13 protein-coding genes and 3 rRNA genes are annotated in these 18,552 nt (G+C 59.4%); 14 read left to right on the forward strand and 2 right to left on the reverse strand.

Going from position 1 to position 18,552, the window contains the following annotated elements:
- The first annotated feature begins 111 nt into the window (after window positions 1-111).
- Window positions 112-381 (forward strand): ACT domain-containing protein, encoded by a 270-nt coding sequence (locus JX292_RS06560; protein ID WP_204862771.1) that lies wholly within the window; start codon window positions 112-114, stop codon window positions 379-381.
- 9 nt (window positions 382-390) lie between these two features.
- Complete coding sequence (locus JX292_RS06565; protein WP_204862773.1) at window positions 391-1,746, forward strand: PFL family protein; 1,356 nt, start codon at window positions 391-393, stop codon at window positions 1,744-1,746.
- Between the two features lie 129 nt (window positions 1,747-1,875).
- On the opposite strand, the gene JX292_RS06570 is transcribed toward JX292_RS06565, so the two are convergent.
- Together JX292_RS06570 and tmk are read right to left on the reverse strand one after the other, a co-directional pair.
- Window positions 1,876-3,015, reverse strand: a complete 1,140-nt coding sequence (locus JX292_RS06570; protein WP_204862775.1) for a DNA polymerase III subunit delta' — start codon at window positions 3,013-3,015, stop codon at window positions 1,876-1,878.
- Window positions 3,012-3,764: a dTMP kinase gene (gene tmk, locus JX292_RS06575; protein ID WP_204862777.1), complete on the reverse strand. Its 753-nt coding sequence runs from the start codon at window positions 3,762-3,764 to the stop codon at window positions 3,012-3,014. Before tmk ends, JX292_RS06570 begins: the two co-directional genes overlap by 4 nt.
- A gap of 236 nt (window positions 3,765-4,000) precedes the next feature.
- On the opposite strand from tmk, the gene JX292_RS06580 reads away from it, so the two are divergent.
- The 12 genes from JX292_RS06580 to rrf all read left to right on the forward strand — a co-directional run.
- Entirely contained in the window at window positions 4,001-5,203 is a 1,203-nt protein-coding gene (locus JX292_RS06580; protein WP_204862779.1) for a trans-sulfuration enzyme family protein, read from the forward strand.
- Window positions 5,204-5,276: 73 nt separating this feature from the next.
- Complete coding sequence (locus tag JX292_RS06585) at window positions 5,277-5,594, forward strand: DUF2516 family protein (protein WP_204862781.1); 318 nt, start codon at window positions 5,277-5,279, stop codon at window positions 5,592-5,594.
- A gap of 208 nt (window positions 5,595-5,802) precedes the next feature.
- Window positions 5,803-6,540, forward strand: coding sequence for a phosphoglyceromutase (locus JX292_RS06590; protein WP_070648280.1), 738 nt, complete (start codon window positions 5,803-5,805; stop codon window positions 6,538-6,540).
- A 150-nt stretch (window positions 6,541-6,690) separates the two neighbouring features.
- Window positions 6,691-7,827, forward strand: a complete 1,137-nt coding sequence (locus JX292_RS06595) for a sensor histidine kinase (RefSeq protein WP_204862783.1) — start codon at window positions 6,691-6,693, stop codon at window positions 7,825-7,827.
- Between the two features lie 39 nt (window positions 7,828-7,866).
- A complete protein-coding gene (locus JX292_RS06600) occupies window positions 7,867-8,550 on the forward strand; it encodes a response regulator transcription factor (RefSeq protein ID WP_204862785.1) in 684 nt (227 codons plus the stop codon).
- 22 nt (window positions 8,551-8,572) lie between these two features.
- Window positions 8,573-9,394, forward strand: a complete 822-nt coding sequence (ispD, locus tag JX292_RS06605; protein ID WP_204862787.1) for a 2-C-methyl-D-erythritol 4-phosphate cytidylyltransferase — start codon at window positions 8,573-8,575, stop codon at window positions 9,392-9,394.
- A 47-nt stretch (window positions 9,395-9,441) separates the two neighbouring features.
- Window positions 9,442-9,924, forward strand: coding sequence for a 2-C-methyl-D-erythritol 2,4-cyclodiphosphate synthase (ispF, locus tag JX292_RS06610; protein WP_204862808.1), 483 nt, complete (start codon window positions 9,442-9,444; stop codon window positions 9,922-9,924).
- Between the two features lie 82 nt (window positions 9,925-10,006).
- A complete protein-coding gene (gene cysS / locus JX292_RS06615; RefSeq protein WP_204862788.1) occupies window positions 10,007-11,425 on the forward strand; it encodes a cysteine--tRNA ligase in 1,419 nt (472 codons plus the stop codon).
- 100 nt (window positions 11,426-11,525) lie between these two features.
- Entirely contained in the window at window positions 11,526-12,515 is a 990-nt protein-coding gene (gene rlmB / locus JX292_RS06620; protein ID WP_204862790.1) for a 23S rRNA (guanosine(2251)-2'-O)-methyltransferase RlmB, read from the forward strand.
- A gap of 915 nt (window positions 12,516-13,430) precedes the next feature.
- Window positions 13,431-14,957 (forward strand): 16S ribosomal RNA (locus JX292_RS06625).
- Between the two features lie 303 nt (window positions 14,958-15,260).
- Window positions 15,261-18,351, forward strand: a 23S ribosomal RNA gene (locus tag JX292_RS06630).
- Window positions 18,352-18,443: 92 nt separating this feature from the next.
- A 5S ribosomal RNA gene (gene rrf / locus JX292_RS06635) occupies window positions 18,444-18,552 on the forward strand; the annotation flags it as partial.

Genomic DNA, 18,552 nt, shown 5'->3' on the forward strand with positions numbered 1-18,552 from the left:
ATAAGTATGCATAGACATGTTCTTCTATGCATAAAACCCGGGTGAGCCCATCCGCCGCGGAAACTGAGCGCATCCGCCATCAGTATTTGCACCATCCCCAAGGAGAACACCGTGAAGATTATCATCACTGTTACAGGCATCGACCACGAGGGCATCATCGCCGCGGTCACCACCGCCCTGGCTGAGCGCAAGGTCAACGTCCTGGACGTCTCCCAGACCATCATGGGCGAATACTTCACCATGATTATGCACTGCTCCTTTAACAGGGACGAGCAGAACCTCATCGACCTGCAGGAAGCCATGGTCGGCGTCGAACACGAGCAGAGGGTGCAGATTCGTATTCAGGCCGAGTCCATCTTCAAGGCAATGCACACCCTCTAGGCGGCCATCATGATGAACAGCAATATTCTCGAAACCATCCGCATGATCGAGGAAGAAAAACTCGATATCCGCACTGTCACCATGGGCATCTCCCTGCTCGACTGCGCCGACTCCGACGGCGAAGTAGCCCGCCGCAAAATCTACGAGAAGATTACTTCCCGCGCGGCACACCTCGTGAGCGTCTGCGAAGGCATCGAAGCCGAGCTCGGTATCCCGATTGTCAACAAGCGCATCGCCGTCACCCCCATTGCACTGGTGGCCGGTGCATCCGAGGACGAGGACTACGTGGAGTTCGCTCGCACCCTCGACGCAGCGGCCAAGGCCGTGGGCGTGAACTTCGTCGGTGGCTTCAGCGCCCTCGTCGATAAGGGCATGACCCCCGCCGACGAAAAGCTGATTCGCTCCATCCCGCGAGCGCTCGCAGAGACCGACGTGGTCTGCTCCTCTGTGGACATCGGCTCCTCCCGCGCCGGCATTAACATGAGCGCCGTCAAGCTCATGGGTGAAACCATCCGCGCCACCGCCGACCTGACCGCGGAGGCGCACGGCTTCGGCTGTGCCAAGCTCGTGGTCTTCGCCAACGCCGTCAGCGACAATCCCTTCATGGCCGGCGCATTCCACGGCGTGCAGGAGGCCGATACCACCATTTCGGTGGGCGTCTCCGGCCCCGGCGTGGTGCACCGCGCCCTGCAGAAGGTGCGCGGAGCATCCTTCGACACCTGCGCAGAAGAGATTAAGAAAGCGGCCTTCAAAATTACTCGCGTGGGCCAGCTGGTCGGCACCCTCGCCGCCGAGCGCCTGGGCGTGCAGTTCAACATCATCGACCTCTCGCTGGCACCCACCGCCGAGATTGGTGACTCCGTGGCTCACATCCTCGAGGAGATGGGCCTGGAAACCGTCGGTACCCACGGCACCGTCGCGGCCCTCGCGCTGCTCAACGATGCGGTCAAGAAGGGCGGCCTCATGGCCTGCTCGAACGTCGGTGGTCTCTCCGGTTCTTTCATCCCGATCTCTGAAGACATCGGCATGATCGAATCCGCCGCCGCAGGCCAGATTACCCTGGACAAGCTCGAGGCCATGACCGCCATCTGCTCCGTCGGCCTGGACATGGTAGCTGTTCCCGGCGATACCACTGCTGCAACTCTCTCGGCCATGATTGCCGACGAGGCAGCCATCGGCGTGATGAACCACAAGACCACCGCCGTGCGCGTTATCCCGGCTGTGGGCCTGGGCATGGGCGACATGGTCGAGTTCGGCGGCCTGCTGGGCCGCGCACCGGTCATGCCCACGCACACCCCGAGTGCGGAGGCGTTTATCGCCCGCTGCGGCCGCATTCCCTCGCCGGTGCACGGCTTCCGTAACTAGGCGGGTCCAGTTCGCCCGGGCTAACACGAGCGTGCGGTACCGGGCGGAGAAATCGCTGTATAAAAGGCGGGGGCCGCTATTTAGAGAACAAACGTTCTTTGAATAGCGGTCCCCGCCTTTTTTGCGGCTCTACGCGACGAAGCGGCTCATGAGTGCCTCAAGAGCCAGGCGCGCGTTCGCATTCGTGCGCAGGCGACGCAGGGTAATCTCCACCGCCTGCACGTCCTGCAGGAGTTGCTCGGGGGAGCGGCGCTCGCACCACGCGGTCAGCGGCTCGCGCAGGTGCTCGTTAATGAGCGGCAACTGTGCCGAAAGGGAGAGCGTCAGCGCATCGCGAAGTACGGTCTGCACCTGAGCCACCGAACGCAGCAGCGTATCGGAGGCCACGCGCTTGGCCCGGCGCTTCTGCTGGTCCTCAAGCCGGCGCACCTGGGCACGCAGGGTTGGGGCCACGCGCTCGCCCTCGCGGATGCCCAGCAGAGCCATCAGCTCGGCGTACTCCCGCTCATCCTTCACGGCAGAGACCGCTTGGGCGTCCTGTTCTGCCAGGTCGGTGAGCTTTTCTGCCGCGCTAAAGGCCGAAGAAATAGAACGGACGTTCAGAATGAGGGAGGTGGTCATCTCTCGGCGAGCCATGGCCTGCTCATCGGTGGCCAGACGGTATCCCTCCTCGGCGTCGCCCAGGGCCAGGCGCGCCGCGCGGTGAGCCAGGGGGTCGGCCACACCGCGCGAGAGCAGATACCCGTGCACCTGCTCCTCCGAGGGCACCGGCAACTGCACCGGACGGCACCGCGAGCGAATCGTGACCAGCACATCCGTGGGGGAGGGGGCCGTCAGCAGCCAGATGGTGTGCGGGGGCGGCTCCTCGATGGCCTTGAGTAGCACGTTCGAGGTGCGCTCGGGCATGCGCTCGGTGTCCTCGAGCAGAATCACGCGCCAACGGCCCACTGTCGGGCGGTCCTGGGCCTTCATGACCAGCTCGCGAGCCTCCTCAATGCTGATGTTCGTGGCTTCGGTCCTAAAGTGCGTGAAGTCCGCGTGCGAACCGCTCATCACGGTCACGCAGCCCTTGCACTCACCGCATCCGCGGTTCTGAGGTTCGGGCTGTTCGCAGAGCAGAGCCGCGGCAAACACCTTGGCCGCCTCGCGATGCGGCGCACCGACCGCGCCCGTAAACAGCCAGGCGTGGGTCGGGCGAGAGGACGCGGCATCGCGGCGCAGCTGGTCGCGCTCACGCTCAGGAATCAGAAGCGAATCCCACAGACTCATGCATCCCCCTCGGCCTTCGGATCGGTCACTCGCGGCGCGGCGGAGCGGTCAAGAATACGTTGGCTCAGCAACGGCTTCACTACCTCAAGGACGCGAGCGTGCACCTCTTCAATTGTGCCTACACCGTCGACGATGCAGTGCGAACCGTTGGAATCCTCGCGGGCAATCCGCTCGAAGGCGGAGTGGATGCGCGCCTTAAATTCGGCGCCCTCGGCCTCGATGCGGTCCACAGTGCCGCGCTCGGTCATGCGTTCCTGCTCGGAGCGCAGGGGCACGCTCAGAAGCAGGGTTGCGTCCGGCACCAGGTCTGCGGTGGCCCAGCGACTCAGGTCAACAATCGTGTTCACCCCGAGGCCGCGGCCCACGCCCTGGTAGGCGGCGGAAGAGTCGATGTAGCGGTCGCAGAGCACAATCGCTCCCTCGGCGAGCGCGGGGCGAATCAGTTGGGCCGCGTGCGCGGCGCGGGAGGCCGCGAAGATGAGCGCCTCGGTGCGGTCGTCGATGGCACCCTGGCCCGCCTCGAGCACGAGGGCGCGTAGCTTCTCACCGATTTCGGTGCCGCCCGGCTCTCGGGTGGTGACGACCCGGTAGCCGCGGGCGCGGAGCGTCTCATCCAGCAGGGTGAGCTGGGTGGTTTTGCCGGCGCCGTCGCCTCCTTCGACCACGATGAAGAGCCCGCGGCGGTTGGCGGGATTCGCGGAATCGGGGGTCTCGGGAGCGGGGAGAGGCGTGTAGCTGAGAGTATCCATCACCCCTTAAGGGTACCGGGTTCATTGCTAGCCTGTGGTGCGCGTCGGTAGCCCTTCGCAATCCTTTGGAACCCTCCGCCTCAGTCCGCTGGCTTTTCGACGGCCTGCCGGCGAGACCCGTAACGGCCTTCGCATGGGGCTCGCGCGGTGCCTCTGCGTAAAAAGCGTGTTAATCCTGAGTGGAAAGTACCGGATGAGGTATGCGTTCGACGCCCCGGTGTGCCAGGCTTAAAGGCATGAGTGCAGATAACCATGACATGAACTATTCCGCTGAAACCTATGTAGTCGCCGGTGGCCGTCCCGCCCACGAGCACGATGCGCCGGTGAACCCCCCGATTGTTCTGACTTCCACCTACCGCGGCGTGGACGCCGTTGACCTTGAGCACGACCGTGTGTACGCCCGTTTCTCGAACCCGACCTGGGAGGGCATGGAAGAGGTTGTCGCTAAGCTGGAGAACGCTTCCCAGCCCGGCCTGCTGTTCCCCTCCGGCATGGCCGCCGTTTCCTCCGTGATTGACCTGGTGCCGGTGGGCGCTATCGTCCTGATTCCTAAGCACGCCTACATGGCGTCCGTGACCCTGTGCAAGGACCTGGAGCGCCGCGGTATCATCGAGCTGGTGCGCGTGGACATTGAGGACACCGCCAGCGTCATCGCCGCCATGGACGACGCCGCATCCCGTGCCGGTGTGACTCCGGAAAACGTGAACTACTCCTCCCCGAAGGTCCTGGCCTGGCTCGAGAGCCCCACCAACCCCATGCTCGAGGTGGGAGACCTCCCCGAGATTCTTGCCGCCGCCCGCCGTCTGGGCGTCGTGACCGCTGTGGACAACACTTTCGCTACCCCGATTCTGCAGCGTCCGCTCGACCTGGGCGCCGACGTTGTGGTGCACTCGGCCACGAAGTTCCTGGCTGGCCACTCGGACGTGCTGCTGGGCATGACCCTCACCTCAAACGAGGAGCTGCACAAGGCGATGTTGCACTACCGCATCACCAACGGCGCAATCCCTGGCCCCATGGAGGCGTGGCTGGGCCTGCGCGGCCTGCGCACCCTGGCGTTGCGCGTGGAGCGTGCGGTGCAGAACGCGCAGGTGCTGGCTGAGCGTCTGAGCGAGCACCCCTTCGTCGCGGAGGTGCGCTACCCGGGCCTTGAGAGCCACCGCGGCCACGAGGTGGCGAAGAAGCAGATGTCCGGCTTCGGCGCGATTCTGTGCATCACGCTGGACACCGACGCGCAAGGGGCCCGCAACGTGGTTGAGGCACTGAAGGTGTGGACCCCCGCCACTTCCCTCGGCGGCGTGGAGTCTCTCGTGGAGCGCCGCCGCCGTCACGGTAGCGAGCCGGAGTCGATTCCCGAGTCGATGTTGCGCCTGTCCGTGGGTATTGAGAACGTCGATGACCTCTACAATGATCTGGTCGAGGCCTTCAAAGCCGTTCGATAAGGCACCGTTAGCTACGGTAGTGTGCTAGGGTACTGGGTACCCGGCTACACGGCCGCTCGAGTGAAGGAATACGATGTCTCCTATTGTCCTGGTCCTCTACGCGACCTTTCTGATTAACGTGCTGCTGTCGGCCGTCGGGGCCATGATTGGCGTTCTGGCGCTGTACCGTGCGTGGACCGCGCCGGCCAACGCCTACGAGTTCGCAGGTAAGCGCCCCAAGAACACCTGGCTTGCGCTGACCGGCGTGTCCGCCGCGGTGCAGGTGCTGGGCGTCTTTTCGGCCTTCACCGGCGCGGGTAACACGATGCTGATGCTGCAGCTGATGGCCGCTGTGGTGAGCGGCGTGTTCCTGGCCGGTGTGTGGCCCGTCGTGGGTGGCCGCCGCTTCTAGGAGCCCTCTGACGAAACTCTGCACTCGCTTTTTGGCTGTTGCAAGCGCATGCGATGAGCCCCGCATACCACGCCTCGGAATGACTCCCGGGTGCGGTGTGCGGGGCTTTCTGCTGGCTGAGCGGTGCATCCGGCAAGTTTTTGGGAGAACCCGTATTTTCTGCCCTCGAAGGCATGACAAACCGGCGGGTAAATGAAAAAATAGAAGCATGACTTACAAACTAGTACTCCTGCGCCACGGCCAGTCCGAGTGGAACGAGAAGAACCTGTTCACCGGCTGGGTGGACGTCAATCTGACCGACAAGGGCCGCGCCGAGGCTAAGCGCGGCGGCGAGTTGCTGGCAGAGCGTAACATCCTCCCCGATGTTGTGCACACCTCCCTGCAGCGTCGCGCCATCAACACCGCGAACATCGCCCTGGATGCAGCGGACCGCCTGTGGATTCCCGTCAAGCGCACCTGGCGCCTGAACGAGCGTCACTACGGCGCCCTGCAGGGTAAGAACAAGTCCGAGATCCGCGAGGAATACGGCGACGAGAAGTTCATGACCTGGCGTCGTTCCTACGACGTTCCGCCGCCCCCGCTGGACGACAACGACCCCTACTCGCAGGCACACGACCCCCGTTACGCCAACGTTGAGAACGCTCCCCGCACCGAGTGCCTGAAGGACGTTCTGGGTCGCATGCTCCCCTACTGGGAGTCGGACATCAAGCCTGACCTGGCAGCTGGCAAGACCGTTCTGGTGGCAGCGCACGGTAACTCCCTGCGCTCGCTGGTGAAGCACCTCGAGGGTATCTCCGACGAGGACATTGCCGGCCTGAACATCCCGACCGGTATTCCGCTGTACTACGAGCTGGACGAGAACTTCAAGCCCGTTAAGGCTGGCGAGTACCTCGACCCCGAGGCCGCTAAGGACGCCATCGCAGCTGTGGCAAACCAGGGTAAGTAATTACCTCTCGTGAGGTTCGCTCCGCGGAGCGCCCGCGTAATCATGAGCCGCTCACCGTTTCGGTGGGCGGCTCATTGCGTGGGCCGGCCTCTCGGACAGGTGGCTGTTTAATATACTTGTGGAAGATACCCCACGCAGGAGGAAAAACGTATGGATGCCGGTCTGATCGCCTTCATTGCGGGCATGATAGGTCTGCTGGTCGGCGTCCTGAGCATGAATGCAGTGGCCCGTAGCGAGCGTGAGCGTGAGCGTAGCCTCGTGTCCGCGCCGACGCTGCGCGATGGTGCCGCTCAGGTGCTGGCGGTGATTGGCCGCGCCTACCTGGTCATCGACGAGGTGGGGGGAGTTGTGCAGGCCTCGCCGGGCGCCTACGCGATGGGTCTGGTGCGAGGGCACACGGTTACCTCGCCCGAGTTGGCTGATATGGTTCGCACGGTGCGTCACCGCGGTATTTTTGCTGAGCAAAGCTTTGAGATTGACCGCGGCGAGGGGGAGGCACTAGTCCTGGATGTTCGCGTGGCCTCCCTGGGTGACGAATACATCCTGGTGCTCGCCGACGACCGCACCGAAATTTCTCGCGTGCAGCGCATGCGTAACGACTTTGTGGCAAACGTGTCGCACGAGTTGAAGACACCTGTGGGCGCGGTGAGTCTGCTCGCGGAGGCGATTGAGCAGGCTAGCGATGACCCGGAGGCGATTGAGTACTTTGTGGGTCGTCTGCACAAGGAGACGCGTCGCCTCTCCGCGCTGGTGCGCGACATCATTGAACTCTCCCGTTTGCAGTCGACCGACGTGATTGCCCGCGGCGGCCCGGTGTCCGTACCCACCCTTGTAGCGGATGCGATGGACCGCTCCCACCTGGCCGCCGAGGAGAAGGACATCCAGGTTTCCAGCCGCATTGAGGATGCCCCCGAGGTGTACGGCGACGCTGAGCTCCTGGGCATGGCCGTGCAGAACCTGGTGGAGAACGCGATTCGCTACTCGCCCGAGCACACGAAGGTGGACATCCTGGTGCACCGTGTGGCCGATCAGCTACTCATCGAGGTGTCGGATCAGGGCGTGGGTATTCCCGAGGATGAGCAGAAGCGCATCTTCGAGCGCTTTTACCGGGTGGACCCGGCCCGTTCGCGTCAGACCGGCGGCACGGGCCTGGGGCTGAGCATCGTGAAGCACGTGATGACTCAGCACGGCGGCAGCGTGACGGTGCGTTCGATGCCACAGGAGGGTTCGACGTTTACGCTGGCCCTTCCGCTGACCGAGGCGCCGGAGGCACCGCTCGCAGTGTAGTGTTAGCGGTATAGGTTTTATGGGAATCAAGGATGAAGTATGTCGAAAATTTTGATTGTTGAGGACGAAGAGGCCCTGTCAGATCCCCTGGCCTTCCTGCTGGGGCGTGAGGGTTTTCAGACGGTCGTGGTGGATAACGGCCTGGATGCGCTGCCTACATTCGAACGCGAGGGTGCCGATTTGGTGCTGTTGGACGTGATGCTTCCCGGCATGCCAGGCACGGAGGTGTGCCGTAAGCTCCGCGAGGTGTCCTCGGTGCCGATTATCATGCTGACCGCCAAGGACTCCGAGCTGGATAAGGTGTTTGGCCTGGAGCTTGGCGCCGACGACTATGTGACGAAGCCGTACTCGGCGCGTGAGCTGATTGCACGCATCCGTGCGGTGTTGCGTCGCCGTTCCGCTGAGCCCGACACGCCGACGGATGCGGTTCTTACGGGCGGCCCCGTGCGCATGGATATTGATCGTCACGTGGTGACGGTCAACGGCGAGGAAGTACCCATGCCGCTGAAGGAATTCGAGCTGCTGGAGATTCTGCTACGCAACGTTGGTCGCGTGATGACGCGCGGCCAGCTGATTGAGCGTGTGTGGGGCGCGGACTACGTGGGTGACACGAAGACTCTGGACGTGCACATTAAGCGCTTGCGTTCCAAGATTGAGCCGGATTCCTCGGCACCGCGCTACGTGGTGACGGTTCGCGGCCTGGGCTATAAGTTCGAGAATTAGCGGCGAGCCGAGGAGAGTACGCATGAGCTTTACCGCTAATTCCGTGACCGCCGAGGCCAACGCACAGAACCGATTTGTGCAGAACCAACCCGCGCAGAACCGGCAGTGCAAGGACCCCTCTCGCGTGGCCGTCATCGTGCTGGGTGCCGGTTCGGGAACACGCCTGGGCGAGCCGATCCCGAAGGCCGCGGTTCGCGTGCAGGGCCGCACGCTACTCGACCACGCCCTGCAAGGTGCCCGCGAATCGCGGGTTGCCGAGCACGTGGTGGTGACGGTGCCCGCCGAGTGCGAGAGCCTCTGCCCTGAGCTTCTTGAGGATGCGCGCCGCGCCGAGGCAGTGGTGACGGTCGGCGGTGACACCCGCACCGCATCGGTGGTGGCGGCTCTTGACGCGCTCCGTGAGGCCGAGATTGCTGTAGATTATGTGCTGATTCACGATTGTGCCCGCTCTTTCACCCCGCCGGAGGTGTACCACCGTGTGCTGGAGGGCCTGGGCACCCGCGTCGCCGCGGGGACGGTGCGCGCGGTTATCCCGGTTTTGCCGGTGGTCGACACCATCAAGACGGTGGACGCCTCCGCTGTGGTTACGGGCACCCCGGCCCGTTCGAGCATGCGCGCCGTGCAGACCCCGCAGGGTTTTGAAGTGTCGGCGCTACTGGCGGCGCACGAGCGGAGCCGAGCTCTGCCTCCCGAGGAAGCCGAATTGCTGACCGACGATGCAATGGCGATGGAGGCGGCCGGCGAGCCGGTGCTGACGGTGGCCGGGCACGAGGATGCCTTTAAAGTGACCACCCCTATGGATCTGAAGGTGGCGCGGGCGCTCTTTGGCGGAACGCGCCCCTGAGCATCCCCTCTTCTTCTGTCTAGTATCTATCGAGCGAAGGACTCATGATGACTGTTATTCCGCGCGTTGGCACCGGCGTTGATGTTCACGCTTTTGGCCCGGAGTGCACGCCCCTGCACATTGCCGGCCTGCACTGGCCGGGGGAGCGGGGCCTGAGCGGCCACTCCGATGGCGATGTGGTGGCCCATGCCGCCGCGGATGCGCTCTTCGCCGCCTCCGGCACGGGGGACTTGGGCTCGAACTTTGGTGTGGATCGCCCGGATATGAAGGGAGCCTCGGGCGTTCGTATTCTTTCGGAGGCAGCGGCGATTGTGCGTGCGGCCGGCTTTGAGATTGGTAATGTGAGCGTTCAGCTGATTGGTAACCGCCCGAAGTTCTCGCCGCGTCGCGAGGAGGCGAACCGCGTGCTGAGCGAGGCGGCGGGGGCTCCGGTGACGGTGATTGCTACGACTACTGACGGTTTGGGTTTGACGGGCCGCGGGGAGGGCGTGGCCGCGATTGCGACGGCGCTGGTGTATGAGCGTCCTTAGAGGACTGCTCGGCCTCTGCCTGGCTTGACCCATTCCGTAACCTACCGCCCCGGTGTCTGAACCGACCCCGTAAAATGAGAGTGTGACTATGCGTTTTTATGATTCAGCTTCCGCGACTATCCGCGAGTTTGAGCCCGTCGTGCCCGGTGAGGCGCGTATCTACTATTGTGGTGCCACGGTGCAGGGTGAGCCGCACCTGGGCCATATCCGTTCTGCGCTGGTGTTTGACCAGCTGAATCGTTGGATGCGCTACCACGGCCTGAAGGTGACAACGGTCCGCAACGTCACCGATATTGACGACAAGATTTTGGCGAAGTCCTCTGATTCCATGCAGCCCGGTTTTGAGGGTGAGTTCCCGAATGAGCAGTGGTGGGCGCTTGCGTACCGTTTTGAGAAGGTATTTGCTCGGGCCTATGCGGCGCTGGGTATTGATCCGCCGACCTACGAGCCCCGTGCAACCGGCCATATTCCGGAGATGTTTGCCCTGATTCAGCGCCTGATTGACCGCGGCCACGCGTACCCGGCGCTGGACGATTCGGGGGACGTGTACTTTGACGTGCGTTCCTGGGAGAAGTACGGCTCGCTGACCAACCAGAGCATTGACGATATGCAGGATTCAGCGGATGCCGATCCGCGCGGTAAGCGCGACCCTCGCGATTTTGCGCTGTGGAAGGGTTATAAGGAGGGCGAGCCGCTGACCGCTTCGTGGGAGTCCCCGTGGGGCCGTGGCCGCCCGGGTTGGCACCTGGAGTGCTCGGCGATGGCTGGTAAGTACCTGGGTTCGCGTTTCGACATTCACGGTGGCGGCCTGGACCTGCGCTTCCCGCACCACGAGAATGAGCTGGCTCAGTCGACCGCGGCCGGCGATGATTTCGCGAACTTCTGGATGCACAACGGCATGGTCACCTATGAGGGTGAGAAGATGTCGAAGTCTATCGGTAATACGATTTCGCCGGCGCAGATGCTGGAAATGGCTCGTCCGCTGGTGGTTCGCTACTACCTGGGTAGCGCCCACTACCGCTCGGTGCTGGATTACCGCCCGTCCTCTCTGCAGGAGGCCGCAACGGCTATTGAGCGCGTTGAGTCGTTCCTGGCCGCAACTCAGGAGTTGCTGAAGCCCGGCCGCGAGGTTCCGGAGGCTTTCGCCGAGGCGATGGATGACGATATGAACATTCCGCGCGCCCTGGCGGTTTTGCACGAGCAGACTCGCGCGGGTAATGCGGCGCTCGCCGCCGGTGAGGATGCTTCGGAGGCGGCTAACGCCGTGATGGCTATGGCTGAGGTTCTGGGGCTGGCGCAGCTGATGAGCTTTAACGCTGAGGGCGCCTCGGATGCTGAGCACGAGGCTCTGGATTCTCTGATTCAGGCGGTTCTGACGGAGCGTGCGGATGCACGTGCCCAGAAGGATTGGGCTAAGGCCGATGCGATGCGCGACCTGCTGTTCTCTGCGGGTGTGAAGGTGCGTGACGGCGCTGAGGGTTCGAGCTGGAGCATCGCATAGTTTCCGCAGTGATGTGCCCCGCGTTCTGCGTTGGGGGCTTAGGCGTTGCGGGTCTTCTCGCGTAGACTCGTATTCATTACTTTGACGAAGGAAGAGAAGAATGGCTAAGGCAGGTTCGCGCCCGGGCGCTACCAGCAAGAAGAAGGGTGCTACTAAGGGCACCGGCGGTCACGGCCGTAAGGCCCTTGAGGGTAGGGGTCCGACTCCGAAGGCTGAGGATCGCGTTTACCACAAGGCGTATAAGATGAAGCGTGCGGCTGAGCGTCGCGCGGCGACCGGTACGAACCGTAAGTTCCAGACTCGTTTGGGCGGTAAGCGTGCCAGCGATGAGCTGGTGACTGGTCGTAATGCGGTGTTGGAGGCTTTGCGTACCGAGATTCCTTCGAAGCATCTGTACATTATGAGCCGCATTGAGGTGGATGACCGCGTCCGCGAGATCATGACGATTGCGAATAAGCGCAATATTCCGATGCTGGAGATTCCGCGTAGCGAGCTGGATCGTCTGACCGATGGTGCGGTGCATCAGGGCGTTGCGATGCAGATTCCGCCGTACAAGTACCCGGATGCTACCGATCTGGTGCTGGATACGATGGAGCGTTGGCACTCGGGTAAGCTGTCGACTCCGCCGCTGTTTGTGGCGCTGGATGGTATTACCGACCCCCGTAACCTGGGTGCGATTATTCGTAGCGTGTCGGCGTTTAGCGGTGACGGCGTGATTATTCCGGAGCGTCGTTCGGCTGCCGTGACCGCCGGTGCGTGGAAGACGAGTGCCGGTGCGGTTGCTCGTATTCCCGTTGCGATGGCTACGAACTTGACTCGTGTGATTCAGCAGGCTAAGGAGCAGGGCATTTTTGTGATTGGTCTGGATGGCGGTGGCGATATTGATCTACCGGCTCTGGAGCTTGCGAATGAGCCGCTGTGCGTGGTGGTCGGTTCTGAGGGTAAGGGCCTGTCCCGCCTGGTGACCGAGAACTGCGATCAGATTGTGTCGATTCCGATTGATTCGGCGATGGAGTCGCTGAATGCGGCGATGGCTGTGGGCATTACTCTGTACGATGTGTCCCGCCGTCGTGCGGTGGCTGCCGAGTAAGTTGTCACGATAACCGTTCCGTAGGTTTATGAACGTAGGGGGGGCGTCCTGTGAAGGGCGCCTCCCTTTTTTCTTTATGGCGGGGCTCTTTATGGCGGGTGCGCTAGGGAGCTGTGTTGAGGAACGGGAACGTTAGGATGTGGGGGAGGGGCGATAGCCCCTTCCCCATCTTTTCTTTGGTTTGGGGGTCTTTTGCGCATCCGGTGGGGGTTTCCGGAGGGATTTTGGGGGATTTTCGGGCTTTTATGGGGATTTTTAAGATTTTTTTGAAGAATTTTTGAGGCTCTTACCCCGCATTGACTAGGGGTTTTATCCTGGTCTTCAGGTCAGAATGAACTTAAAGACCCTTATTTGTGTCCTACTTCACCCTTTTTCGGGTTGCATGGGTGTTTGGGGGTCTGTATAGTTGTATGAGTCGCCGCGGCGAGGAGGAAAAAACGAAGAGTTTTCTTCGGTGTTTCTCCTAGTCAGGAGCGGTTTGACTGGCTTTCAATTGTATAGTGTTTTGGTTTCTTGCTTGAAGGAATTCTTGGTCATTTTCTGGTGATGTGAAGGAGTTTAGGAAAGAAACTTTGTGGTGTGAATCACGGAAATCGGATTTGCATGGCAAACAAAACGCTGGTACAGTTGATTGGGTTGCCGCGGGAACGCGGTAATGATGATAAAGAGAATGACCGTTCAACGGTGAGACTTCTTGTACGAGTAGTTGAGGTGTTGAATCGGTGTGTTGCTTGAGAACTCAATAGTGTGCTTTGTTCAATAAAATCACCGAATGGTGATGGAAACTGAAACTAATACCAAATATTTATTTATATTTGATAATCATCAAATGGTTTCAAATTTAGTCAGCTTGAGTCGCACACCCCCGTGTGTGATTCGCTGTTTGAGATCAGGTTATCGAACTTTTCTATTTTTTCAACGGAGAGTTTGATTCTGGCTCAGGACGAACGCTGGCGGCGTGCTTAACACATGCAAGTCGAACGATGAAGCCTAGCTTGCTAGGTGGATTAGTGGCGAACGGGTGAGTAATACGTGAGTAACCTACCTTTAACTCTGGGATAAGCCTGGGAAACTGGGTCTAATACCGGATACGACCAATCTCCGCATGGGGTGTTGGTGGAAAGCGTTATGTAGTGGTTATAGATGGGCTCACGGCCTATCAGCTTGTTGGTGAGGTAATGGCTCACCAAGGCGACGACGGGTAGCCGGCCTGAGAGGGTGACCGGCCACACTGGGACTGAGACACGGCCCAGACTCCTACGGGAGGCAGCAGTGGGGAATATTGCACAATGGGCGCAAGCCTGATGCAGCGACGCCGCGTGAGGGATGACGGCCTTCGGGTTGTAAACCTCTGTTAGCAGGGAAGAAGAGAAATTGACGGTACCTGCAGAGAAAGCGCCGGCTAACTACGTGCCAGCAGCCGCGGTAATACGTAGGGCGCGAGCGTTGTCCGGAATTATTGGGCGTAAAGAGCTTGTAGGCGGTTTGTCGCGTCTGCTGTGAAAGGCCGGGGCTTAACTCCGTGTATTGCAGTGGGTACGGGCAGACTAGAGTGCAGTAGGGGAGACTGGAACTCCTGGTGTAGCGGTGGAATGCGCAGATATCAGGAAGAACACCGATGGCGAAGGCAGGTCTCTGGGCTGTAACTGACGCTGAGAAGCGAAAGCATGGGGAGCGAACAGGATTAGATACCCTGGTAGTCCATGCCGTAAACGTTGGGCACTAGGTGTGGGGGACATTCCACGTTTTCCGCGCCGTAGCTAACGCATTAAGTGCCCCGCCTGGGGAGTACGGCCGCAAGGCTAAAACTCAAAGAAATTGACGGGGGCCCGCACAAGCGGCGGAGCATGCGGATTAATTCGATGCAACGCGAAGAACCTTACCAAGGCTTGACATATACTGGACCGCATCAGAGATGGTGTTTCCCTTCGGGGCTGGTATACAGGTGGTGCATGGTTGTCGTCAGCTCGTGTCGTGAGATGTTGGGTTAAGTCCCGCAACGAGCGCAACCCTCGTTCTATGTTGCCAGCACGTTATGGTGGGGACTCATAGGAGACTGCCGGGGTCAACTCGGAGGAAGGTGGGGATGACGTCAAATCATCATGCCCCTTATGTCTTGGGCTTCACGCATGCTACAATGGCCGGTACAGAGGGTTGCGATACTGTGAGGTGGAGCTAATCCCTAAAAGCCGGTCTCAGTTCGGATTGGGGTCTGCAACTCGACCCCATGAAGTCGGAGTCGCTAGTAATCGCAGATCAGCAACGCTGCGGTGAATACGTTCCCGGGCCTTGTACACACCGCCCGTCAAGTCACGAAAGTTGGTAACACCCAAAGCCGGTGGCCTAACCTTTTGGAGGGAGCCGTCTAAGGTGGGATTGGCGATTGGGACTAAGTCGTAACAAGGTAGCCGTACCGGAAGGTGCGGCTGGATCACCTCCTTTCTAAGGAGCACATTTAGTTGGCCATGCTGTCTGCGAGTGTCGGATGGGTGGTTTTGCTCATGGGTGGAATGTTGGTTTTGGGTTGGATGAGGCGCATTGTTGGGTTTTGGGGTAACACGTGTGTGTTGTTCCTGTTTTTGCCTGGCATGGTGATGATGCAGATGTTTTTGTTTGTGTTGTTGTTGTGTTGTGGGTTGTTGTTTGAGAACTATATAGTGGACGCGAGCATCTTCTGGAATTTGCGTTGAATCAATGTTGTGTTGGTTTGATTGTTGATTTTAGATTCTTATTTTTCTTGATTGTGTGTAAGTTATTAAGGGCACACGGTGGATGCCTTGGCATTAAGAGCCGATGAAGGACGTGTGAATCTGCGATAAGCCTCGGGGAGCCGATAACTGGGCGTTGATTCGAGGATTTCCGAATGGGGAAACCTAGCTCATCTTCATGGTGAGTTACCGCCAGCTGAATGTATAGGCTGGTTGGGGGGAACGCGGGGAAGTGAAACATCTCAGTACCCGCAGGAAGAGAAAATAAAGTAATGATTCTGTGAGTAGTGGCGAGCGAAAGCGGAAGAGACTAAACCTGTGGTGTGTGATAGCGGTTAGGCGTTGCATCATGGGGGTTGTGGGAGTCACAGTGGCAGTTCTAACTGGCTGCCGGCATGATGTTCAGGATGGTAGGTGAACGACTTGGAATGGTCGGCCGTAGAGGGTGAGAGTCCCGTAATCGAAATTGTTCTGTCCGTGGTGTGGCCACCCGAGTAGCACGGGGCTCGTGGAATCTCGTGTGAATCTGCCAGGACCACCTGGTAAGTCTAAATACTTCTTAGTGACCGATAGTGAATCAGTACCGTGAGGGAATGGTGAAAAGTACCCCGGGAGGGGAGTGAAATAGTACCTGAAACCGTGTGCTTACAAGCCGTTGGAGCCTTTTGGGGTGACAGCGTGCCTTTTGAAGAATGAGCCTGCGAGTTAGTGTTATGTCGCGAGGTTAACCCGTGTGGGGTATCCGTAGCGAAAGCGAGTCTGAATAGGGCGTTTGAGTGGCATGACCTAGACCCGAAGCGGAGTGATCTATCCATGGCCAGGTTGAAGCGACGGTAAGACGTCGTGGAGGACCGAACCCACTTCAGTTGAAAATGGAGGGGATGAGCTGTGGATAGGGGTGAAAGGCCAATCAAACTCTGTGATAGCTGGTTCTCCCCGAAATGCATTTAGGTGCAGCGTTACGTGTTTCTTGCCGGAGGTAGAGCTACTGGATGGCCGATGGGCCTTCACGGGTTACTGACGTCAGCTAAACTCCGAATGCCGGTAAGTGAGAGCGTAGCAGTGAGACAGTGGGGGATAAGCTTCATTGTCGAGAGGGAAACAGCCCAGACCACCAACTAAGGCCCCTAAGCGTGTGCTAAGTGGGAAAGGATGTGGAGTTGCTTAGACAACCAGGAGGTTGGCTTAGAAGCAGCCACCCTTGAAAGAGTGCGTAACAGCTCACTGGTCAAGTGATTCTGCGCCGATAATGTAGCGGGGCTCAAGTACACCGCCGAAGTTGTGGCAATGATCTTTTTGGATTGTTGGGTAGGGGAGCGTCGTGTGGCCGTTGAAGCTGCGGTGTAAACCAGTGGTGGAGGCTATGCGAGTGAGAATGCAGGCATGAGTAGCGAAAGATGAGTGAGAAACTCATCCGCCGGATGATCAAGGGTTCCAGGGTCAAGTTAATCTGCCCTGGGTTAGTCGGGGCCTAAGGCGAGGCCGACAGGCGTAGTCGATGGATAACGGGTTGATATTCCCGTACCGGTGAAGAACCGCCCATACTGATATTGTGATGCTAACCATGCGAAGCATGATGTGCAGGCTTTTGTTTGTGTGTTGTGTGGGTTGTGGGACCCGATCTTTGGAGGTAAACGTGTTAACAGGTGTGACGCAGGAAGGTAGCCAAGCCACGCGATGGTTGTCGTGGTCTAAGCGTGTAGGGTTGTCGGTTGTTAAATGCGCCGGCTGTGTGCCTGAGACGTGATGGGACTCCGTTTTTGGGGGATTTGGTGATCCTATGCTGCCGAGAAAAGCATCGGCGTGAGGTTTTAGCCGCCCGTACCCTAAACCGACACAGGTGATCAGGTAGAGAATACTAAGGCGATCGAGAGAATCATGGTTAAGGAACTCGGCAAAATGCCCCCGTAACTTCGGGAGAAGGGGGACCTTGAGCGTGATGGGCACTTGCTGCCTGGAGCGTGTATGGGTCGCAGAGACCAGGGGGAAGCGACTGTTTATCAAAAACACAGGTCCGTGCGAAGTCGTAAGACGATGTATACGGACTGACTCCTGCCCGGTGCTGGAAGGTTAAGAGGATTGGTTAGCCTTTGTGGCGAAGCTGAGAATTTAAGCCCCAGTAAACGGCGGTGGTAACTATAACCATCCTAAGGTAGCGAAATTCCTTGTCGGGTAAGTTCCGACCTGCACGAATGGAGTAACGACTTCCCTACTGTCTCAACCATGAACTCGGCGAAATTGCAGTACGAGTAAAGATGCTCGTTTCGCGCAGCAGGACGGAAAGACCCCGTGACCTTTACTATAGTTTGGTATTGGTGTTTGGTTTGGCTTGTGTAGGATAGGTGGGAGACTGTGATGCATGGACGCTAGTTTGTGTTGAGTCGTTGTTGAAATACCACTCTGGTCAATCTGGATGTCTAACTTCGGGCCATGATCTGGTTCAGGGACAGTGCCTGATGGGTAGTTTAACTGGGGCGGTTGCCTCCTAAAGTGTAACGGAGGCGCCCAAAGGTTCCCTCAGCCTGGTTGGCAATCAGGTGTTGAGTGTAAGTGCACAAGGGAGCTTGACTGTGAGACTGGCAGGTCGAGCAGGGACGAAAGTCGGGACTAGTGATCCGGCGGTACGTTGTGGAACGGCCGTCGCTCAACGGATAAAAGGTACCTCGGGGATAACAGGCTGATCTTGCCCAAGAGTCCATATCGACGGCATGGTTTGGCACCTCGATGTCGGCTCGTCGCATCCTGGGGCTGGAGTCGGTCCCAAGGGTTGGGCTGTTCGCCCATTAAAGCGGTACGCGAGCTGGGTTCAGAACGTCGTGAGACAGTTCGGTCCCTATCCGCTGCGCGCGTTGGAAATTTGAGAAAGGCTGTCCTTAGTACGAGAGGACCGGGACGGACGAACCTCTGGTATGTCAGTTGTACCGCCAGGTGCATGGCTGATTGGCTACGTTCGGGAGGGATAACCGCTGAAAGCATCTAAGCGGGAAGCCTGTTTCGAGATGAGATTTCCTGGCACTTTTTGGTGTGTGAGGCTCCTTATAGATGATGAGGTTGATAGGCCGGGTATGGAAGCGGGGACTGAAGACTCGTGGAGTTGACTGGTACTAATAGGCTGAAGGCTTATTTTTTCGAGGAATTGTGTGTTTGCGTTCACTGTATGGTTTTTGGATAACAATCCTGGGCTTCCTTCGGGAGGCTGAGGCTTTTTATTCGGAAGATTTTCCGTGGTTATAGCGAGAGGGAAACGCCTGGTTCCATTCCGAACCCAGTAGCTAAGACTCTTTGCGCCGATGGTACTGCACTTTTGTGGGTGTGGGAGAGTAGGTCGC

This window comes from Rothia mucilaginosa, assembly GCF_901875305.1.
Lineage (GTDB): Bacteria > Actinomycetota > Actinomycetes > Actinomycetales > Micrococcaceae > Rothia.